The organism is Micromonospora sp. NBC_01740 (assembly GCF_035920365.1).
GTDB classification, from domain to species: Bacteria; Actinomycetota; Actinomycetes; order Mycobacteriales; family Micromonosporaceae; genus Micromonospora; species Micromonospora reichwaldensis.
Window position 1 is genome coordinate 1,628,615 of sequence record NZ_CP109150.1, and the last position, 19,056, is coordinate 1,647,670.

Annotated in this window: 22 protein-coding genes; 17 read left to right on the forward strand and 5 right to left on the reverse strand. The window is 72.9% G+C overall.

The genetic code is table 11. The features are described 5' to 3' along the window. Positions 1 to 33: 33 nt before the first annotated feature. From grpE to OG989_RS07825, 4 genes are all read left to right on the forward strand, one after another. On the forward strand, positions 34 to 762 hold the full coding sequence (gene grpE, locus OG989_RS07810) for a nucleotide exchange factor GrpE (RefSeq protein ID WP_327030121.1): 729 nt from the start codon (positions 34 to 36) through the stop codon (positions 760 to 762). Between the two features lie 84 nt (positions 763 to 846). Further along, positions 847 to 2,043 carry a molecular chaperone DnaJ gene (dnaJ, locus tag OG989_RS07815; RefSeq protein ID WP_151455882.1) on the forward strand — a complete coding sequence of 399 codons (1,197 nt, stop codon included), beginning with the start codon at positions 847 to 849 and terminating at the stop codon, positions 2,041 to 2,043. Positions 2,044 to 2,089: 46 nt separating this feature from the next. Continuing rightward, positions 2,090 to 2,530: a heat shock protein transcriptional repressor HspR gene (locus OG989_RS07820; protein ID WP_121399143.1), complete on the forward strand. Its 441-nt coding sequence runs from the start codon at positions 2,090 to 2,092 to the stop codon at positions 2,528 to 2,530. 447 nt (positions 2,531 to 2,977) lie between these two features. Next, the gene (locus OG989_RS07825) at positions 2,978 to 3,187 is read left to right on the forward strand and encodes a hypothetical protein (RefSeq protein ID WP_327030122.1); all 210 of its coding nucleotides are present in this window, start codon (positions 2,978 to 2,980) and stop codon (positions 3,185 to 3,187) included. A gap of 167 nt (positions 3,188 to 3,354) precedes the next feature. Here the strand turns inward: OG989_RS07825 and OG989_RS07830 are convergent, their stop codons facing one another. The 3 genes from OG989_RS07830 to OG989_RS07840 all read right to left on the reverse strand — a co-directional run bounded on the left by OG989_RS07830 (position 3,355) and on the right by OG989_RS07840 (position 5,678). After that, entirely contained in the window at positions 3,355 to 3,786 is a 432-nt protein-coding gene (locus OG989_RS07830; protein ID WP_151455884.1) for a hypothetical protein, read from the reverse strand. 178 nt (positions 3,787 to 3,964) lie between these two features. Beyond that, positions 3,965 to 5,170: a cation:proton antiporter gene (locus OG989_RS07835; RefSeq protein WP_151455885.1), complete on the reverse strand. Its 1,206-nt coding sequence runs from the start codon at positions 5,168 to 5,170 to the stop codon at positions 3,965 to 3,967. Positions 5,171 to 5,177: 7 nt separating this feature from the next. Further along, positions 5,178 to 5,678 (reverse strand): cation:proton antiporter regulatory subunit, encoded by a 501-nt coding sequence (locus OG989_RS07840; RefSeq protein WP_151455886.1) that lies wholly within the window; start codon positions 5,676 to 5,678, stop codon positions 5,178 to 5,180. A gap of 246 nt (positions 5,679 to 5,924) precedes the next feature. Between OG989_RS07840 and clpB the strand changes: the two genes are divergently transcribed. From clpB to OG989_RS07905, 13 genes are all read left to right on the forward strand, one after another. Beyond that, the gene (clpB, locus tag OG989_RS07845) at positions 5,925 to 8,516 is read left to right on the forward strand and encodes an ATP-dependent chaperone ClpB (protein ID WP_327030123.1); all 2,592 of its coding nucleotides are present in this window, start codon (positions 5,925 to 5,927) and stop codon (positions 8,514 to 8,516) included. Positions 8,517 to 8,717: 201 nt separating this feature from the next. Further along, positions 8,718 to 9,089: a hypothetical protein gene (locus tag OG989_RS07850; RefSeq protein ID WP_327030124.1), complete on the forward strand. Its 372-nt coding sequence runs from the start codon at positions 8,718 to 8,720 to the stop codon at positions 9,087 to 9,089. Positions 9,090 to 9,227: 138 nt separating this feature from the next. After that, positions 9,228 to 9,854 carry a DUF4178 domain-containing protein gene (locus OG989_RS07855; protein ID WP_327030125.1) on the forward strand — a complete coding sequence of 209 codons (627 nt, stop codon included), beginning with the start codon at positions 9,228 to 9,230 and terminating at the stop codon, positions 9,852 to 9,854. Next, positions 9,854 to 10,360, forward strand: a complete 507-nt coding sequence (locus OG989_RS07860; protein ID WP_327030126.1) for a DUF2617 family protein — start codon at positions 9,854 to 9,856, stop codon at positions 10,358 to 10,360. Before OG989_RS07855 ends, OG989_RS07860 begins: the two co-directional genes overlap by 1 nt. Next, positions 10,357 to 10,782: a DUF4247 domain-containing protein gene (locus OG989_RS07865; RefSeq protein WP_151457283.1), complete on the forward strand. Its 426-nt coding sequence runs from the start codon at positions 10,357 to 10,359 to the stop codon at positions 10,780 to 10,782. The genes OG989_RS07860 and OG989_RS07865 overlap by 4 nt, the downstream gene beginning before the upstream one ends. Positions 10,783 to 10,813: 31 nt before the next feature. Further along, a complete protein-coding gene (locus tag OG989_RS07870) occupies positions 10,814 to 11,236 on the forward strand; it encodes a DUF350 domain-containing protein (protein ID WP_101413564.1) in 423 nt (140 codons plus the stop codon). Then, positions 11,236 to 12,072 carry a hypothetical protein gene (locus OG989_RS07875; protein WP_327030127.1) on the forward strand — a complete coding sequence of 279 codons (837 nt, stop codon included), beginning with the start codon at positions 11,236 to 11,238 and terminating at the stop codon, positions 12,070 to 12,072. The genes OG989_RS07870 and OG989_RS07875 overlap by 1 nt, the downstream gene beginning before the upstream one ends. Continuing rightward, positions 12,069 to 13,640, forward strand: a complete 1,572-nt coding sequence (locus OG989_RS07880; RefSeq protein ID WP_327030128.1) for a polyamine aminopropyltransferase — start codon at positions 12,069 to 12,071, stop codon at positions 13,638 to 13,640. Before OG989_RS07875 ends, OG989_RS07880 begins: the two co-directional genes overlap by 4 nt. A 112-nt stretch (positions 13,641 to 13,752) precedes the next feature. Further along, positions 13,753 to 14,598 carry a hypothetical protein gene (locus OG989_RS07885; protein WP_327030129.1) on the forward strand — a complete coding sequence of 282 codons (846 nt, stop codon included), beginning with the start codon at positions 13,753 to 13,755 and terminating at the stop codon, positions 14,596 to 14,598. 72 nt (positions 14,599 to 14,670) lie between these two features. Continuing rightward, entirely contained in the window at positions 14,671 to 15,357 is a 687-nt protein-coding gene (locus OG989_RS07890; protein ID WP_327030130.1) for a hypothetical protein, read from the forward strand. Beyond that, the gene (locus OG989_RS07895) at positions 15,354 to 16,163 is read left to right on the forward strand and encodes an SDR family NAD(P)-dependent oxidoreductase (RefSeq protein WP_327030131.1); all 810 of its coding nucleotides are present in this window, start codon (positions 15,354 to 15,356) and stop codon (positions 16,161 to 16,163) included. The genes OG989_RS07890 and OG989_RS07895 overlap by 4 nt, the downstream gene beginning before the upstream one ends. A 169-nt stretch (positions 16,164 to 16,332) precedes the next feature. Beyond that, positions 16,333 to 16,872: an orotate phosphoribosyltransferase gene (locus tag OG989_RS07900; protein ID WP_121397268.1), complete on the forward strand. Its 540-nt coding sequence runs from the start codon at positions 16,333 to 16,335 to the stop codon at positions 16,870 to 16,872. Positions 16,873 to 16,929: 57 nt separating this feature from the next. Beyond that, positions 16,930 to 17,307, forward strand: a complete 378-nt coding sequence (locus OG989_RS07905; RefSeq protein ID WP_007454255.1) for an ArsR/SmtB family transcription factor — start codon at positions 16,930 to 16,932, stop codon at positions 17,305 to 17,307. 58 nt (positions 17,308 to 17,365) lie between these two features. Here the strand turns inward: OG989_RS07905 and OG989_RS07910 are convergent, their stop codons facing one another. Together OG989_RS07910 and OG989_RS07915 are read right to left on the reverse strand one after the other, a co-directional pair. Further along, the gene (locus tag OG989_RS07910) at positions 17,366 to 18,079 is read right to left on the reverse strand and encodes a DedA family protein (protein WP_151457172.1); all 714 of its coding nucleotides are present in this window, start codon (positions 18,077 to 18,079) and stop codon (positions 17,366 to 17,368) included. 153 nt (positions 18,080 to 18,232) lie between these two features. Then, the gene (locus OG989_RS07915; RefSeq protein ID WP_327030132.1) at positions 18,233 to 19,018 is read right to left on the reverse strand and encodes a thioesterase family protein; all 786 of its coding nucleotides are present in this window, start codon (positions 19,016 to 19,018) and stop codon (positions 18,233 to 18,235) included. Positions 19,019 to 19,056 lie beyond the last annotated feature (38 nt).

The following is a 19,056-nucleotide window of genomic DNA, read 5'->3' on the forward strand; positions in this document are numbered from 1 at the left end:
CACGGCACCACGGCAGAGGGATGAGGTAGCCCCATGACGGAGAAGCCACGAGCTGCCGACCCGGGTGCGACCGGGTCGGCGCCGGGTGGCTCCGCGCCCGCCGAGCAGGCCGGCGACGGGCCGCGGGTCGTCATCCGTGACAACCGCAAGATCAGCGAGACGTCCGAGCCGGCCGCCGCCGACGCCGGCTCGGACGCCCCGGCCGAGGGCCTGGTCGAGGAGTCCGAGGTCGTCGTCGACGAGATCGAGGTCGAGGCGACCGAGGTGACCGGCCCGCCGGTGGTGGACGCCCCGACCCAGCCGGTCGACGGCGGCCCGAGCGCGCTCGGCGCCGAACTCGAGGCGCTGCGCAAGGACCTCGACGAGCGGACCCGGGACCTCCAGCGGGTGACGGCGGAGTACGCCAACTACCGCAAGCGGGTGGACCGGGACAAGGGTCTGGTCACCGAGCAGGCAACCGGTGCGGTGCTCGCCGCGCTGCTGCCGATCCTCGACGACCTGGACCGGGCCCGCGAGCACGGCGACCTGGTCGGGCCGTTCGGCAGCGTGGCCGACCAGCTCACCACGGCGCTCGGCAAGTTCGGGCTCACCCCGTTCGGCGAGCAGGGCGACCCGTTCGACCCGACCCGGCACGAGGCGGTCGCGCACCAGACCTCGGCCGACGTCACCGAGCCCACCTGCGTACAGGTGATGCGTCGGGGCTACCAGGTCGGTGAGCGGCTGCTGCGGCCCGCAATGGTCGCAGTCGCCGACCCGGAGTAGTGCGGAACGACGACCGGACCGTCCCGCCCGCCCGCAGAGGGCCGGCGGGACGGTCGGTCCCCAGCTAGGGAAGGGGGTGGACCGGTGAGTTCCAAGGACTGGATCGAGAAGGACTTCTACGCCGTGCTGGGCGTGGACAAGGCCGCCACCGCCGACGACGTCAAGAAGGCGTACCGGAAACTGGCCCGGGATTCGCACCCGGACCACAACCCCGGCGACCCGAAGGCCGAGGAGCGCTTCAAGGCCGCCTCCGAGGCGTACGCCGTCCTCGGCGACGACGCCAAGCGGCGGGAGTACGACGAGCTGCGGTCGCTGTTCGGCTCGGGGGCGTTCCGGCGCGGAGCCCGTGGCGCCGGCCAGCCCGGCGGCGTGCCGTTCGACGTCTCCGACCTGTTCGGGGGCGCCGCGGGCGGGGGCGGTGACCGCCGCTTCGGCGGGGCCGGCTTCCAGGACCTGTTCAGCTCGATCTTCTCGGGCGGTGCCGGCGGTCCCGCCGCCGGCGGGGCGGCGGCCCGTGGCCCGGCCCGGGGGCGGGACGTCGAGGCCGAGGTGGCCCTCGACTTCGACGACGCCGTACGCGGGGTGACGCTCCCGCTGACGCTGCGCGCCCCCGGGGTGTGCGACACCTGCCACGGCAACGGGGCCAAGCCCGGCACCCAGCCGCGCACCTGCCCGGTGTGCCACGGGGCCGGGGTGGCCAACCGCAACCAGGGGTCGTTCAGCTTCTCCGAGCCGTGCCGCAACTGCCAGGGCGTGGGCACCGTCGTGGACGAGAAGTGCCCCGAGTGCCAGGGCACCGGCGGGGTCACCAAGACCCGCACGCTGAACGTCCGCTTCCCGGCCGGCGTGGCGGACGGCCAGAAGATCCGGCTGGCCGGGCGGGGCGAGCCCGGCGCGCGAGGTGGCCCGGCGGGCGACCTCTTCGTACACGTGAAGGTGCGGCCGGACGAACTGTTCGGGCGTACCGGCGACGACCTCACGCTGACGGTGCCGGTCACGTTCGCGGAGGCCGTGCTCGGCACGGACCTGCGGGTGCCCACCCTCGACGGCACGGTGACCCTGCGGGTGCCACCGGGCACGCCGAGCGGCCGGATCCTGCGGGCGCGGGGCAAGGGGGTGGTCCGCCGTGACGGTCAGGCGGGCGACCTGCTGGTGACGCTCGACGTGGTGGTACCCGCGAAGGTGTCCGACGAGGCGCGAGCGGCGTTGGAGGACTTCGCCGCGCAGACCCCGCCGGCCGCCCGGGAACATCTCGAGGCGCGCGTACGTCGATTCAGTTGACCCGGTGTTCAGTCGGCTCGGTGGAGTGCACGCGGAGGTGAGCGGGATGTCGGACGAGTTCGTCGGCTCGGGTGACCCTGCCTACGAGGCCAAGGTGCTGATGATCTCGGTGGCGGCGCGGATGGCGGGGATGCACCCGCAGACCCTGCGCCAGTACGACCGGTTGGGCCTGGTCCAGCCGGGACGTGCCGCCGGCGGCGGGCGCCGCTACAGCGTCCGCGACGTGGTGCTGCTGCGCGAGGTGCAGCGGCTCAGCCAGGACGACGGGATCAACCTGGCCGGAGTCAAACGGATCATCGGGCTGGAACGGCTGCTGGAGCAGGCGCAGCAGCGGGTGGCCCGGCTGGAGGCGGAGCTGGACGCCGCGTACCGGCGGATCGCCGAACTGGAGGCGCTGGCCCGCTTCCCGGGCAGCGACCTCGTGCCGACCAACCGCACCTCCACCGCGCTGGTGGTCTGGCGTCCCCGCCGGGGCCCCGAGCGCTGACGACACCTCCCGCGCCCGGCCGCTCTCCCGCGGCCGGGCGCGGTCGTCTTTCCGCTCCCGCGCGGCGGGCGCGGTCGTCCTCCCGTCCCGCTCGGCGGCCCGGTGGCGGGCGTGGTCGCCACTGCCGGTCCCGCCGGTCCGCCGCACCCGAACGTGCACCCTTCCGGCTCCGGCTCCGGGTGTGCCGTCGTCGGTCGCTGCCGCTATCGCCGCACCGCCCGCGTTGCTGGCGGGCAGGCCTTCCAGGCGCGTCGTGTCCGCCGTGTCGCCGAACACCGCTCCGCCTGAGCCACGAGTGGAACACCACGGGTGTCTCCGCCCCCGGATGACACCCCTGGTGTTCCACTCGTCGCGGTTGCCGGTTTGCCGGCGGGGGAGGCACCGGATCCGCTAATCTGCGAATCAGGTCCAACCCGCTTAATCCGGACTCCAATGGCAGGGGGAGCCATGACGGAAGCCGCGAGGAAGGTTGCCCAGCAGGCGGAGGAACGGCTCGAAGAGGTGGCGAAGAACGTCCGGGAGAAATTCGACCGGGTCACCGAGGGCCGCTTCACCGACAAGGTCAAGAACGGCGCGTTCGCCGACCGGGCCGACCACGGCACCGAGCAGGGACGCGACGAGGCGAGACGCCGCGAAAGGGGCGGATCGGAGCACTGACGTTCCGCCGACGTGCGGGCCGGGACCCACGGGGGGTCCCGGCCCGCACGTCGTCGGGGGCGCGGACCGGGACGCTCGTGGGCTGCGGCCCGTTCGTCGTCGGGGTGTGGGCCGGGACGCCCGTGCGGGGCTGTGGCCCGGTCGTCGTCGGACGATGCCTGCGTTGCTCAGGCGATGCGGCGGTTCTCCCGGACCAGGCCGCCCTCGCACCAGTCCCGGTAGACGAAGAGTTCCGGGCGGGCCAGCAGCGCCCGGCTGTTGTACGCCCAGGTGCGCATCAGGTCGTCGCCGTCGCGCTCGGCCTGCTCCACGAGCTTGCGGAAGCGCCGCTTCGGGTGGGCGCGGAAGTTCGTCCGGATGCCGTCGGCGGCGTAGATGTAGAGGCAGTGCAGCGCGAACCGGCGCGCCGGGCAGGCCGGGTCCATGGCCAGGGCGAAGAGCACCGCCACCAGCCGGTCACCGGAGACCAGCAGGTCCCAGTCCGGCGGCATCGAGGTCAGCGGTACGGAGTCCGGCTGGTAGGCCCACGCCCGCAACTCGGCGGGGGTCGGGTCGACGGGGTTGGCGAAGCCGTGGAACGTCGACTCCTGCACGCTCACCGGCCAACCTTCCGCTCTGAGCCCGCGCGGGCGTCGGCCACCCGCGAGCTCTGGCTGCTGGGGCGAAACGGTAACCCGGAGCGCTGATCGGCGGTAGACCCCGCGCGGAGCAATTCGACATCCGTTGGCCGAGGGCCGACCCGACCGTACGGTCGATGCGGCCCTCGGCCAACGTGGATCAGTCCGCCACAGGTGCCGGCTGGGCCCGCTGCGCGGCGCCGCGCTGCCGGAGCCAGCGCTTGAACCACGCGAAGTCGGGCAGCCGTGCCAGCATCGGCCCGGTCACCACGGTGATCAGCACGTACGCCGTCGCGAGCGCCGCCAGTTTCGGCTCGACGCTGCCGGCTGCCACCGCGAGACCCGCGATGACGATGGAGAACTCACCCCGTGGCACGAGCCCCAGGCCGGCGCGCCATCGACCGGGTTCGCCGATGCCGACGCGGCGGGCCGCCAGGTAGCCGGTGAGGGTCTTCGTCGCCATGGTGACGATGGCCAGCGCGAGCGCGGGCAGCAGCACCGGCGGGATGTCCCGGGGATCGGTGACCAGCCCGAAGAAGACGAAGAAGACCGCCGCGAAGAGGTCACGCAGCGGCGTGAGCAGCTCCGTGGCGTTGTGTGCCACCGGCCCGGAGAGCGCGATGCCGACCAGGAACGCCCCGACCGCCGCCGACACCTGGAGCTTCGCCGCGATGCCGGCCACCAGCAGGGTCATCCCGAGTACGCCGAGCAGCAGCGCCTCCGGGTCCTTCGCCGACATGGCGGTGGAGATCAGGTTGCCGTACCGGATGGCGACCACCAGCACCAGGAGCACGGTGCCGACCGCCACGCCGAGCGCGATCCCGCCGCCGAGCAGGCCGGTGCCCGCCAGCACGGCCGTCAGCAGGGGCAGGTAGAGCGCCATGGCCAGGTCCTCGATCACCAGGACCGAGAGGATCACCGGCGTCTCCCGGTTACCGAGGCGACCGAGGTCGGCGAGCACCTTGGCGATGACACCCGACGAGGAGACCCAGGTGATGCCGGCGAGCACCAGCGCGGCGACCCAGTCCCAGCCGAGCAGCAGTGCGAACGCCGCCCCGGGCAGCGCGTTGAGCAGCCCGTCGATCAGCCCGGCGGGGGCCGCGGCGCGCAGGTTGCCGACGAGCTCGTTGGCCGAGTATTCGAGGCCGAGCATCACCAGCAGCAGGATCACGCCGATCTCGGCGCCGACCGCGAAGAACTCCTCGCTGGCGGCGAGGGGGAGCAGGCCGCCGTGCCCGAAGGCGAGCCCGGCGAGCAGGTAGAGGGGGATGGGTGAGAGGCCGATCCGGCGGCTCAGCCGACCCAGCAGGCCGAGCAGGAACAGCAGCGCGCCGACTTCGATGAGCAGTGTTGTCGTGTGGTGCATCCGCGCCTCAGCCGTCCGGGTCGCTGTCGGCGAGAATGGCTGTCACGCCGTCCAGGCCCATGCGGGTCCCGACGACGACCACCACGTCACCGGCTGCGAAGCGGAAGGACGGGTCCGGCGAGGCGATCACCTCGCCGTGGCGCAGCACCGCGACGATCGAGGCGCTCGTACGGGAGCGTGCCTGCGTGTCGCCGAGCTTCCGGTTGACGTACTTCGACCCGGCCGGAATGGCGATCTGCTCGGTGAGCAGCCCGGCGGCCTGGTCGCGCAGCCCGGAGAGCTGGCCCAGCATCAGCGACGCCCCGAGGATGTCGGCGAGCGCCTCCGCCTCGTCGTCGGTCAGCGGTATGTCGTGCTGACATGAGTCGGGATCGTCCGGGTCGTACAGGACGAGGTCACGGCGGCCATTGCGGTGGGAGACGACGCCGAGGCGGCGGCCGGATTCCGTCAGCAGATCGTGACGGACCCCGATGCCAGGCAGGGCGGTCTGTTCGACACGTACGCGCACGCGGTCAGGCTACTCCCCGCCGTCACCTGCGGATCCAGTCAGGACGCGCCTGTCGCTGAGTGATCTGTCAGTGCTTCTCCGCCACCGATGCGGACGGCTCGGCTCGCCAGGGGCCGGACCTCAAGGCCGGAGAATTCGGCCGTCGCGCGGGACACGTGTGAGTCAGCTCACGTGGTCAGGGTTGAGCGGAATAGGCTCAACTCTGGTTGTGTCCTTTCCAGTGGACACGCCGATCCGGGGGAGCCCATGAACACGGAACGTCTCACCACCAAGAGCCGCGAGGCCATCACCGGTGCCGTCGCGCTGGCGAACCAGCGCGGCCACGCGACCGTGGAGCCCTGGCACCTGCTGCTGTCACTGCTGGACACCGACGGTTCGACCGCCGCCGGCCTGCTGCGCGCCGTCGGGGCCGACCCCGGCGAGCTGCGCCGGGCGGCCCAGCGCTCGGTCGACGGCCTGCCCGCCGCGCGGGGCTCCAGCATCGCCGAGCCGACCCTGGCCCGGGAGTTCGTCAACGCCATCGGGGCCGCCGAGCAGATCGCCCGGCCGCTCGGCGACGAGTACACCTCCACCGAGCACCTGCTCGCCGGCCTGGCCCGGGTGGGCGGCGCGGTGTCGAACGCGCTGAAGTCGGCCGGTGCCACCGAGGAGACGCTGGTCGCCGCCTTCCCGTCGGTGCGCGGCGGGGACCGGCGGGTCACCAGCGCCGACCCCGAGCAGACCTACCAGGCCCTGGCCAAGTACGGCGTGGACCTGACCGCCAGCGCCCGCGACGGCAAGATCGACCCGGTCATCGGCCGGGACTCGGAGATCCGCCGGGTGATCCAGGTGCTGTCGCGGCGTACCAAGAACAACCCGGTGCTCATCGGTGAGCCGGGCGTCGGCAAGACCGCCATCGTGGAGGGCCTGGCCCAGCGGATCGTCGCCGGTGACGTGCCCGAGTCGCTGCGGAACAAGAAGCTCGTCTCGCTCGACCTGGGCGCGATGGTCGCCGGCGCGCAGTACCGGGGGCAGTTCGAGGAGCGGCTGAAGTCCGTCCTGGAGGAGATCAAGAACTCCGACGGGCAGGTCATCACCTTCCTCGACGAGCTGCACACCGTCGTCGGCGCCGGCAAGGGCGAGGGCTCGATGGACGCCGGCAACATGCTCAAGCCGATGCTGGCCCGCGGTGAGCTGCGGATGGTCGGCGCGACCACGCTTGACGAGTACCGCGAGCACATCGAGAAGGACCCGGCCCTGGAGCGGCGCTTCCAGCCGGTGCTGGTCGGCGAGCCGACGATCGAGGACACCATCGGCATCCTGCGCGGGCTCAAGGAGCGCTACGAGGTGCACCACGGCGTACGGATCACCGACGCCGCCCTGGTCGCCGCCGCCGCCCTGTCGGACCGCTACATCACCGACCGGTTCCTGCCGGACAAGGCGATCGACCTGGTCGACGAGTCCGCGTCCCGGCTCCGGATGGAGATCGACTCCCGGCCCGTCGAGGTGGACGAGATCGAGCGGGCGGTGCGCCGGCTGGAGATCGAGGAGATGGCGCTGGCCAAGGAGCCGGACGCCGCCTCCGCCGAGCGGCTGGAGCGGCTGCGCAAGGAGCTGGCCGACAAGCGCGAGCAGCTCACCGTCCTGTCGGAGCGCTGGCAGCTGGAGAAGAGTCACATCACCAAGCTCTCCACGGCCAAGGAGGAGCTGGAGCGGCTCGGCGGCGAGGCCGAGCGGGCCGAGCGCGACGGCGAGCTGGAGCGGGCCGCCGAGCTGCGCTACGGCCGGATTCCCGCCCTCAAGAACGAGCTGAAGCAGGCCGAGGAGGAGCTGGCCCGGCTCCAGGCCGAGGGCGCGATGCTCAAGGAGGAGGTCGGCGCGGATGACATCGCCGCCGTGGTCGCCTCCTGGACCGGCATCCCCGCCGGCCGGCTGCTGGAGGGCGAGACCGCCAAGCTGCTGCGGATGGAGGAGTCGCTCGGCACCCGCGTGGTCGGCCAGGCCGAGGCGGTCGGCTCGGTCTCCGACGCGGTCCGCCGCGCCCGGGCCGGCGTCGCCGACCCCGACCGCCCGACCGGCAGCTTCCTCTTCCTCGGCCCGACCGGCGTCGGCAAGACCGAGCTGGCCAAGGCGCTCGCCGAGTTCCTCTTCGACGACGAGCGGGCCATGGTCCGCATCGACATGAGCGAGTACGGCGAGAAGCACTCCGTCGCCCGGCTGGTCGGCGCCCCGCCCGGCTACGTCGGCTACGAGGAGGGCGGCCAGCTCACCGAGGCGGTGCGCCGCCGGCCGTACTCGGTGATCCTGCTCGACGAGGTCGAGAAGGCCCACCCGGACGTCTTCGACATCCTGCTCCAGGTGCTCGACGACGGCCGGCTCACCGACGGGCAGGGCCGTACGGTGGACTTCCGCAACGCGATCCTGATCCTCACCTCCAACCTGGGCTCGTCGGTGATCGGCGACCTGACGCTGGCCGAAGAGCAGCGCCGGGAGGGCGTCCTGGCGGTGGTCCGCTCGCACTTCAAGCCGGAGTTCCTCAACCGCCTCGACGACATCGTGGTCTTCGCCGCGCTGCTCGGGGACGACCTGCGGGCGATCGTCGACATCCAGCTCGACCGGATGCGCAAGCGTCTCGCCGACCGCCGACTCGGCCTGGAGATCACCGAGCCGGCCCGGGTCTGGCTCGCCGAGCACGGGTACGACCCGATCTACGGCGCCCGCCCGCTGCGCCGCCTGGTCCAGACGGCGATCGGCGACCAACTCGCCAAGGCACTCCTGTCGGGCCAGATCCGCGACGGCGACACGGTCAGCGTCGACCTGACACCCACCACCGACGCCCTAACGATCACCCGGGCCTAACCCCACCCCCCACCCCCCACCCCCCACCCCCCACCCACCCCCCACCCCTTCACCGTCGCGTTGATCATGAAGTTGTTGTCGCGACACGCCGATTCGGCGGGCAACAACTTCATGATCAACGGGGTGGGGCGGGGGTGGGTGGGGAAGGGGGTGGGGGTTGGGGTGGGGAGGCGGTAGGGGGAGGGGTGGAGGATGTTCGGGATGGGGCGGAATAAGGATCGGGAGGTCGAGGCGGCCTTCGACGAGCTTCGGCGGGCCGAGACGGTGGCGTTCGGCGGGGTGGGGATCGCCGGGACGCTGCTGCCGGTGACCGAGGCGTACCGGCGGGTCGAGGCCGCGCTGGGCGACGATCCCGAGGATCTGCGGGGACAGCTCGACCGGCTGCTCGCCGAGGGCACCCCGGCGGGGCGCGTCTACGCCGCCACGCTGCTGGAGAGCGTGGACCCGACCGCCGGGCGCGCCGCCTGGACGGCGTTGCGCGACGACCCGGCCGAGTTCGGCACCTTCACGGGCTGCGTCATGGGCCGCACCACCCTGCGCGAGTACGCCACGGACCGCCCCGACGGGCCGTAGAGGCTCGAAGAGCGGGCCCGGGGGAGGGCAGTCGCCGGGCACGTGGGGTAACCGGCCTCTCACTCCCCGACCAGGCATTTTCCCCAGGTGCGCGGGGTTGTTACCGTCTGCGCCGACGTACCTGGGGAGGTGGTCGGGTTGAGCGGAACGCTCGCGTACGTGCTCGCGGCGATGGGTTGTCTGGTCGGAGTGGCGGGCCTGGTGGTGGCCGCGGTCGCCTGGAACCGGACGCGTTCCCGCCCGCAACGACGGGCCAAGGGGCCGGGTGACCCGCTGCGGGACCGGGACGCCGACGCGCTGCGCGGTGACCCGCGCCGGCTGAAGCCCGGCGACATCGTCGAGATCCGGGGCGTGTCGTACGCGGTGCGCGGCTCGATCCGCCTGGTCGAGGGCGGCTGGAGCTGGGCCGAGCACCTGCTCGACGACGCCGGCGGCGTGCGGCGCTGGCTCTCCGTCGAGGAGGACCCGGAGCTGGAGCTGGTGCTCTGGGGAGCCGAGCAGGGCGCCACCGTCACCCCCGGCGCCCCGACCATCGACTTCGCCGGCCGCCGTTACAACTGGAACGAGTCCGGCCAGGCCCGCTTCACCGCCGTCGGCAACACCGGGCTCGACCCGACCGGCACGATGCGGTACCACGACTACCAGGCCCCCGGCGGCGCCCGGCTCTCCTTCGAGGCGTACGGCGAGGCGGGCTGGGAGGTGGCGCTCGGTGAGCTGCTGCACCGCGGCGACGTGATGATCTATCCGCAGTCCGAGGTGGGCTGATGCTCGTCACCCTCGACGCCCCGTACGTCGACACCAGTGCCGCCGACCTCAGCCTGGCGCTCGACGACGTCGAGCGGCCCGCGCTGCACGTGCTCGACCTCGACCTGCCCGACGGCGTCCGGCTGCGGCTGCGGCTGCTCGGCGCCTCGCACCAGGTGGTCCTGCACGCGCCCGGCGCCGCGCTGACCGAGACGGTCGCCTGCCTGCCCGGCCGCCCGCCGGAGCTGCCCGGTGCGGTACGGGACGAGGCGAGCGGCTACCACTTCACGGCGACCGTGCTGCGCCCCGCCGGCGCCGGGCTGAGCGAGCAGGTCGCCGCCCTCCGCGCCGACCTGGCCGACGACCCGTACGCGCTGGTGGGCGTGTTCCCCGGTGACGTCGACGCGGTGACCGCGCTGGCGGTCCGCCCCGACCCGCCGGCCGGCACCCTCGCCTGGCGCACCTGGCACGCGTATCCCCAGACCAACGAGCTGGTCCTGACCGAGACGGTGGTGGCACTGCGATGACGTACCGACGCTGGTTCGTGGTGGGGGTGGCGTTCGCCGTCATCGGCGCCCTGGTCGCCGCCTTCGCGATCTTCTACGGCAGCTTCTCGCCGCGCGGCTACGTCGAGGACAAGTACAAGCGGGCGGCGAGCCGGGACATCGGCCGCAACGCCGTCGCCTACACCTCGCCCCGTTCGCCGAGCCAGGTGGCGAAGGAGGTCACCGACGCGTGGCAGCCCGCCGACCAGTACGTCGACGGCAGCGGCGTCTACCTGCGCTACGACGACGACTCGGTGGTGATCCTGCCGATCGCCGCCGGCTCGGTGATCCTGCTGGAGCGCATGAGCACCGCCTATCCCCGCTACCACTCCACGGTCGGCTCCCACTGGGGCTGGGGCCGTGGCAGCACCGTCCGGGGCGGCGGCCCCGGCAGCGGCAAGTGACCGCACCGACCCCCTCACCCTGGAGCCTCCTGTGCAGACCCTCGTCACCGATCTGCTGGTCACCCTCGCCTACGGGGCGGTCGGTGTCCTGCTGATGGGCATCGGCTACGTCCTGGTGGACCTCGCCACCCCCGGCAAGCTCAACCAGCTGATCTGGACCGAGCGCAACCGCAACGCGGCGCTGCTGCTCGCCTCCAACCTGGCCGGCGTCGGCATCATCGTGGTCGCCGCGATCGCCGCCAGCGACGACGACTTCGCGCTCGGCATCGTGGGCGCGTCCGCGTACGGGATCCTCGGCCTGGTGATCATGGCGGCGGCCTTCGTGCTGCTCGACGTCGCCACGCCGGGCAAGCTCGGCGAGATCCTGGTCGACCAGCAGCCGCACCCGGCGGTCTGGGTCTCCGCCGTCGTGCACCTCGCCACCGGCGCGATCATCGCCGCCGCGATCAGTTGATGGCGACGGCGAAGAAGCCCGGCGGGCAGCAGGCGGCGGTCGCGAAGGCGAACCAGGGCACCTGGATCGTCTGGGTGGTCGTCGGGGTGGCCGTCCTGTGCTGCGTGGGCATCGGCGTGGTCAACCGCAGCGGCGGCGGGGACGACGTGCTGCCGCCGACCTCGCAGGAACGCGGCGACACCGTGCCGATCCTGCAACGCTCCAGCGCCAGCCAGGGCATCTGCTACGGCTGGGTGCTGCGGGACTTCTACGAGTACACGGACCTCAGCGTCGGCTCGAACCTCGGCGAGGGGGTGGCGGTCGAGGAGAACGCGGCCTGCCCGCGCTGGGTGCAGGTGGTCGCCCAGGTCGCGTACACCTCGGAGAGCAGCGAGAGCAACGACTTCGCCCGCATCACGGTGGAAGCCTCCGACGACGTCTCCGCCACCGCCCAGCTGCGGATGGAGAGCGGGCTGGAACGGCTCGGGCTGACCGAGGACGCCTTCGTCGACGAGCCCGGCTGGGCGGTCACCCGGGCCGCCGTCTCGCTGCCGTTGCTCGCCGCCGAGGCGGGCCTGGTGGAGCCGGCTGCGACCCCGGCGGCTGCGACGGCCGACGCGCCACCGCTGCCGGACGCCGGTAGCGACCTCTGGCGTGACCGCTGGGGCTACCTGCTCGCCGCGGTCGGCCTGCTGCTGTTCACCGCGCTGCTGTTCGCCGCCGGCTTCTGGCAGCGCGGCCGGCAACGCCGCGAGGAGGCCCAGCGGCAGGCACAGGCGGGGGCCGGGATGCGGGACTTCAGGGTCGCCCGGCAGGCCGCCGCGCGGGACCCCAGGCGTACGCCGGAGGGCCGGTGACCGTCGACGCGCCGGCACCGCCCGCGCGGTGGCGGCTGTCCCGCGCGGCGGTGCTCGTCGCGGTCTTCGTCTGTGCCGCCTGCGGCCTGGTCTACGAGCTGGCCCTCGTCGCCCTGGGCAGCTACCTGATCGGGGACACGGTCGGGCAGGCGTCGATCGTGCTCGGCGTGATGGTGTTCGCGATGGGCGTGGGCGCGCTCGCCGCCAAGCCCCTGCAGCCCCGGTCCGCTCCCGCGTTCGCCGCGATCGAGCTGGCCCTGGCCCTGCTCGGTGGCCTCTCCGTGCTCGGCCTCTACGCGGCCTTCGCGTGGCTGGACCTCTACGGCCCGGCGCTGGTCGCCACCGCCTTCGTGCTCGGCCTGCTGATCGGCGCGGAGATCCCGCTGCTGATGGTGCTGCTGCAACGCATCCGGGAACAGGCGGCCGGCAGCGCGGTGGCGGACCTGTTCGCCGCCGACTACGTCGGCGCGCTGCTCGGCGGGCTGGCCTTCCCGTTCCTGCTGCTGCCGGTCTTCGGCCTGCTCAAGGGCGCGCTGGTGGTCGGGGCGGTGAACGCCGTCGCCGGGCTCGCACTGGTCTGCACGGTCTTCCGGCGGGAGCTGAGCCGCCGGGCGCGCGTCGCGCTCGGCGCCGGCAGCGTCGTGGTCTTCCTCAGCCTCGGGTACGCGTGGGTGACCGCGCACGACTTCGAGCTGACCGCCCGCCAGCAGCTCTACCGGGATCCGGTGGTGCACTCCGAGCGCAGCCGCTACCAGGAGATCGTGCTGACCCGCTCGGTCGCCGAGACCGGCCGCGCCGGCACCGACCTGCGGCTCTTCCTCAACGGCGACCTCCAGTTCAGTTCGGTCGACGAGTACCGCTACCACGAGGCGCTGGTGCATCCGGTGCTGAACGGCCCGCGCGGCGAGGTGCTGGTGCTGGGCGCCGGGGACGGTCTCGCCGTACGCGAGCTGCTGCGCTATCCCGACGTCCGGCGGATCACGGTGGTGGACCTGGACCCGGCGGTGGTGGCGCTGGCCCGCAGCGAGCCGCAGCTGCGCCGGCTCAACGGCGGGGCGCTCGACGACCCCCGGGTCCGGGTGGTGCACGCCGACGCGTTCGCCTGGCTGCGTACCGCCCCCGAACGGTTCGACGCGGTGGTGGCGGACCTGCCCGACCCCGACGAGACGGCCACCGCCAAGCTCTACACGGTCGAGTTCTACGCGCTGGTACGGGCGGTGCTCGCCGAGGGCGGGCGGCTGGTGGTGCAGTCCGGCTCGCCGTACTTCGCGCCCCGGTCGTACTGGTCGATCGAGGCGTCGCTGCGCGAGGCGGGCTTCGCCACCACGCCGTACCACGTGGACGTGCCGTCCTTCGGCGACTGGGGTTTCCTGCTGGCGGCCCCCGGCCCGACCGCGCCCGCCCTGGCCCTGCCGCCGGACGCGCCCGCGCTGCGCTTCCTCGACGCGGCGACGCTCTCCGCCGCCGGGTCCTTCCCCGCCGACCGGGGCCGGGTGGACGTGCCGGCCTCCACCCTGCTCCAGCCCCACGTGCTGGAGTACGCCCGCGCGGAGTGGCGCGGCTACTGAGGTGCCGCCCGTGGCCCGCGATCGCCGCCGTCCCGGCGGGTCAATGCCCGTCTGACGTGCCGGACTGGCTCGACCTGGATACGGTGTGACCGCGATCTAGGGAAGGAGAATCATGGTCGATTCCCACAACACGCCGGCCCGCACCCGGCCGGGTGTGGTGACCATATCCACGTATCTGCTGTGGCTGTTCGCGCTCACCCAGCTGATCGGCCTCATCATCACGCTCTCCACCGTCGGCACCATCTCGGAGGTGCTCGACGAGGCGTACCGGGGCACCGACGCCAACGGCACGCAGAACCTGGCCGACATCACCACGATGATCACCATCGGTGGCGCCGTCTTCGTGCTCCTGCTCGCGGTCGTGCTGGCCGTGCTCGGGGTGTTCAACAACAAGGGCAGCAACGGATCGCGGATCACCACCTGGGTGCTCGGCGGCATCATGGTCTGCTGCATGGGTGGCGGACTGGTCAGCGGAGTGGGCGGCGGCATCGGCACCGGTCAGACGACCGGCGACGCGCCGAGCCCGGAGGAGATCCAGCGCCGCCTCGACGAGGCGCTGCCCGGCTGGTTCACCCCGGTCACCACGCTGCTCAGCGTGCTCGGGCTGCTCGCGCTGCTCGCCGCGCTGATCCTGCTGGCGCTGCCGAAGGCCAACGAGTTCTTCCGCAAGCCGAAGCAGGGCTGGGAGCCGCCGGTCCCGGGTGCGGCCTACCCGCAGTCCGGTGGCCAGCCCGGTTACCCGCAGTCCGGCCAGCCCGGCTACCCGCCCACGCCGGGGTACCCGCCGACGCCGGGCCAGCCGCAGGCCTCCGACCAGCCGGGCTACCCGCCGGCCCCGGGCGACCAGCCGCCGTCCACGCCGTACGGCGGGGACCAGCCGGGCCAGCCGGGGTCGAACCCGGGTGGCGAGCAGCCCGGGTCGGACCGTCCCGGACCGACCCCGCCGCCGGTGAGTTGACGGGTCGATAACAGCGACGCCGACAGTCCCTCCGAGTAGGTTGCAACCCGACGCCTACCGGAGGGACTCGTCGTGTCGCACCCCGATCGGGCACCGGCCCGCCGCCCGGCCGTCGTCACGGCGGCCGTGGCGCTGCTGGCGCTGATGGCGGTCGCCGCCCTCGCGTACGCCGCCGCCGGTGTGGCGATCCGGGGCGGCACCGTCGACCGGTTCCGCGCCGCCGCGGCGGACACCTCGGCACTCCCGGACCAGATCGACGGGACGGTCACCCTGCTGAGCGTGTCCACCGTGCTGACGGCGATGGTGAGCCTGCTCGCGGGGCTGCTCCTCGCCGGTCTCGCCCTCGGCCTGCGGGCCGGCCGGGACGGCGCCCGCACCGCGACCTGGGTGGTCTCCGGGCTGGGGCTGATCGCCGGGTGCTGCGGGCTCGCGCTGCTGGTCGGGCAGCGCGCCACTCCGCTCGGATCGGGCGAGGACGAGCGGGCGACGGCGGAACTCCTCGGCCTCCTCGCCGACGCCTACCCGTCCTGGTGGATTCCGCTGGGCGCGGGGCTTTCCGTCGGCCAGGTGCTCGGTTACCTTGTGGTAGCCGTGCTGCTGGCACTGCCGGCGGCGGGCGCCTGGTTCCGTCCGCGGCCCGCGTCGTCCGCCCCGCACCACCCTCCGGCGTCGCCCGCGCCGCCACCCGTCCAGCCCCCGCACCAGCCGCCCGGGGCGCCGCCCGCGCCCCCGTACCCGCCGAGTGAGGACCGCCCGTGACGCTCGACCAGTCGGCCAACGAGCGGCGGGCCCTGATCACCGGAGCGACCGCCGGCATCGGTGCCGCCTTCGCCCGCCGGCTGGCCGCCGACGGTTGGCACCTGGTGCTGGTGGCCCGGGACGCGAACCGGCTGGCCGCGACGGCCGCCGAGCTGACCGGGCGGCACGGCCGGGAGGTCGAGACGATCCCGGCCGACCTGTCCACCGACGACGGTTGCGCGACGGTGGAGCGGCGGCTGGCCGAGGGCCCGCCGATCGAGTTGCTGGTCAACAACGCCGGGATCAGCCTGAACACCCCGTTCCTGCGCTCGTCCGCCGAGGACGAGGCGCGGCTGCTGCGGCTCAACGTGCACGCCGTGATGCGGTTGACCCTCGCGGCCCTGCGTCCGATGACCGAGCGGCGCCGTGGGGCAGTGATAAATGTCTCTTCGGTGGCGGGGTTCGGCGCGGTCATGCCGGGTTCGACATACTCCGCCAGCAAGGCGTGGGTCACCAACTTCAGCGAGTCCGTCGGCCAGTCCGCCCGGCCCTTCGACGTGCGCGTGATGGCGCTCTGCCCCGGCTACACGCGTACGGAGTTCCACGAGCGCGCCGGCATCAACATGTCGAAGACGCCGGAGTGGATGTGGCTGCGGGCCGACGACGTGGTCGACGAAGCCCTGCGTGACCTGCGGAAAGGCAAGCTGGTCAGCGTTCCCGCGTGGAAGTACAAGCTCGCCGTGGCGGGGCTGCGGCACGCGCCCCGGCGGCTGCTGGAGGCGGTGTCCCGGGACACCCGGGGCCGGATCGGCCGCGACGGCGGCTGAGCGGCGGGTCGGGGCCGGCTCGGCCCGTCGACCTCCGTCGATCGTCCGATATGTCCGGCTGAACGGTCGCTCAGCGTAGCCGGGCATCGCCACCCGTCGGTCGCCCCCAGGGCTGATGCCGGTGGACCCCGCACACGACTCCCAGACTTGAGCAGTACCCTCTATCGGCATGGGGGACCACGACGACCTGCGTAAATTCATCACTGACCTGGCGGTGGTCCACGGCCGGGTGGTGCTCTCCTCAGGCCGCGAGGCCGACTGGTACGTCGATCTACGTCGCGTCACGCTCCATCACCAGGCCGCTCCGTTGGTGGGGCGCGTGATGCGCGACCTGACGGCCGACTGGGAGTACGACGCGGTGGGCGGGCTGACCCTGGGTGCCGACCCGGTGGCGCTGTCGATGGTGCACGCCGCGTCCGGGACCGACCGTCCGGTGGACGCGTTCGTGGTCCGCAAGGCGGGTAAGACGCACGGTCTCCAGCGTCGGATCGAAGGGCCGGACGTGGCCGGCCGGCGGGTGTTGGCGGTGGAGGACACTTCCACTACCGGGGGAAGTGTGTTGACGGCGGTCGAGGCCCTTCGCGAGGTCGGGGCCGAGATCGTGGGTGTGGCGGTTATTGTTGATCGAGGCGCCGGCGACGCGGTGCGAGCCGCCGGATTGCCGTATCGAGCGGCCTATACGTTGGCTGACCTCGGCCTTGTGGCGTAAAAGTCTGCCGATTCGGATCCGCCGATATGCAGGCGGATCGATGCTGCTGGTGGAAGGATGGAATACGTGGGAACTGCGTTGGCCGAAATGACTATGCCTCAGATCTCGCCGCTTGCCGGCGAGCCGATCGAACGTGCCGATGCCGAGCGTCTGGCGGGGGTCCTCAAGGCCCTCGCCGACCCTGCTCGACTTCGGCTGCTCAGCCTGATCCAGTCGGCGCCCGAGGGTGAGGCGTGCGTGTGCGATCTGACCGCACCCCTCGGCCTCTCGCAGCCGACGGTCAGTCACCACCTGCGTATCCTCACCGAGGCCGGCTTGCTGGAGCGGGAGAAGCGCGGTGTCTGGGCGTACTACCGGCTGGTGCCGTCGGCGATCGCCACGATCGCCGATCTGCTGACCCCGCCGCGCAAGCGCGCCACCAAGAAGGCGCGCTGACCTTCACCGATCGTCCGGTGCCATCCCCCACCGGGGGCGGCACCGGACGGCCGGTCGGTCAGTGCTTGCCGTAGTGCTCGCGGGTCTCCCGGATCGCCTCCTCGGCGGCGGCCCGTTCCTGCGCGCTGGTGCCACGCTTGGCGGCCATCCGCGCCCGCAGCAGCTCGACGGCGATCGGGACCACCGAGATCAACACGATGGCGATCAGGATCATCTCGATGTTCGCCTTGACGAACGGGATCTGGCCGAGGAAGTAGCCGAGCACGGTCACGCCCGTGCCCCAGAGCACGCCGCCGATCACGTTGTAGATCACGAACGTGCGGTAGTTCATCCGGCTGACCCCGGCCACGATCGGCGTGAACGTCCGCACGATCGGCACGAAGCGGGCCAGCACGATGGAGCGCGCGCCGTACTTCTCGAAGAACTCGTGCGCCTTGAGCACGTTCTCCTGCTTGAACAGCTTCGAGTTCGGCCGGCGGAACAGCGCCGGGCCGACCTTGCGGCCGAACGCGTACCCGACCTGGTCGCCGGCGATCGCCGCGATGGTGATGAGCAGGCAGACCAGCCACAGCGGGTAGGTGATGTACTTCCCGTCCGCGGTGAGCAGCCCCGCGGTGAACAGCAGCGAGTCGCCCGGCAGGAAGAACCCGATCAGCAGGCCGGACTCGGCGAAGACGATCACCAGGATGCCGATCAGCCCGAACGTCGAGATCAACACCTCTGGATCGAGCCAGCTCGGCCCCAGGGCCAGGGTGGTGGTGGGCGTCGGCACGAGGCGACCTCCGATGTATGCCGGTCGGTGACGGAACGTCCGTAGTCTAGGTGGCCGCCGGCCGGCCCGGTGCTCGACGTCACAGCGCGCGAGGCGGCGCCAGCCCGGTCGGGCAGGCACATCCGGCACCGGGGCCCGACCCGATGCGCCGCCTCAGCGGGGAGCGACGACGAGCGTCTGCACGGCCCCACCCACGGTGCCGTCGGCGTCGGCCAGCCGGCTCGCCGCCACGCCCGAACCGTGCGGCCCGATCGTGGTGGCCGAGTCGAGCAGGAGCCACTCGCCGCGCGGCGGCCGGTGCAGGGTCACCGTCAGGTCGACGTTCACGAACAGCCACCGGGCCAGGTCCAGGCGGGCACTCACCCCGCTGCCCGAGTCCGCCACCAGCAGCGCCAGCTCCGCCGGGCCGACGGGCTCGCCGGGCAGCAACGGGATCCGGGGCCGTACCCACACCCGGGCCGGGCCCGGCTCGACGAACGCGCCGGAGACGAAACGCCACTGCATGGCCGACAGATAACCGGCGGAGTGCGCGGCGGCCCAGTGCTCCGGCTCGGCGCCCGCGTCCGGCCCCGGCACCGGTGGCCCGTCGTCGGCCGTCGCGGGCGTCGGCTCGGCCGGGGCCAAGACGCGCCAGCCCCGGGCGTGCAGCACCTCCTGCCCGCCGGCCTCCGCGATCCCCTCCACCAGCGTGATCCGGCGGCCGGCCCGGACCGTACGGACCCGCAGCGTCACCTCCGCCACCGGCACCGGGCGCAGGATGTCCACCGACACGCGGGTGAGGAGCTGGCCGTCGACCGGGTCGTGACCGGCAAGCGCCCGGGCGAGCAGGGCCGACGGCGGGCCGGCGTGCTGGGCGGCCGGATCCCACGGGCCGGCGGTCGCCGGCGTCGACCCGAACCGACCACCGCCGGCCGGCTCGTAGAACGCCTCGTACGTCATGGCCGGCGACCATACCCGCGGTCACCGACAGCCGCGGA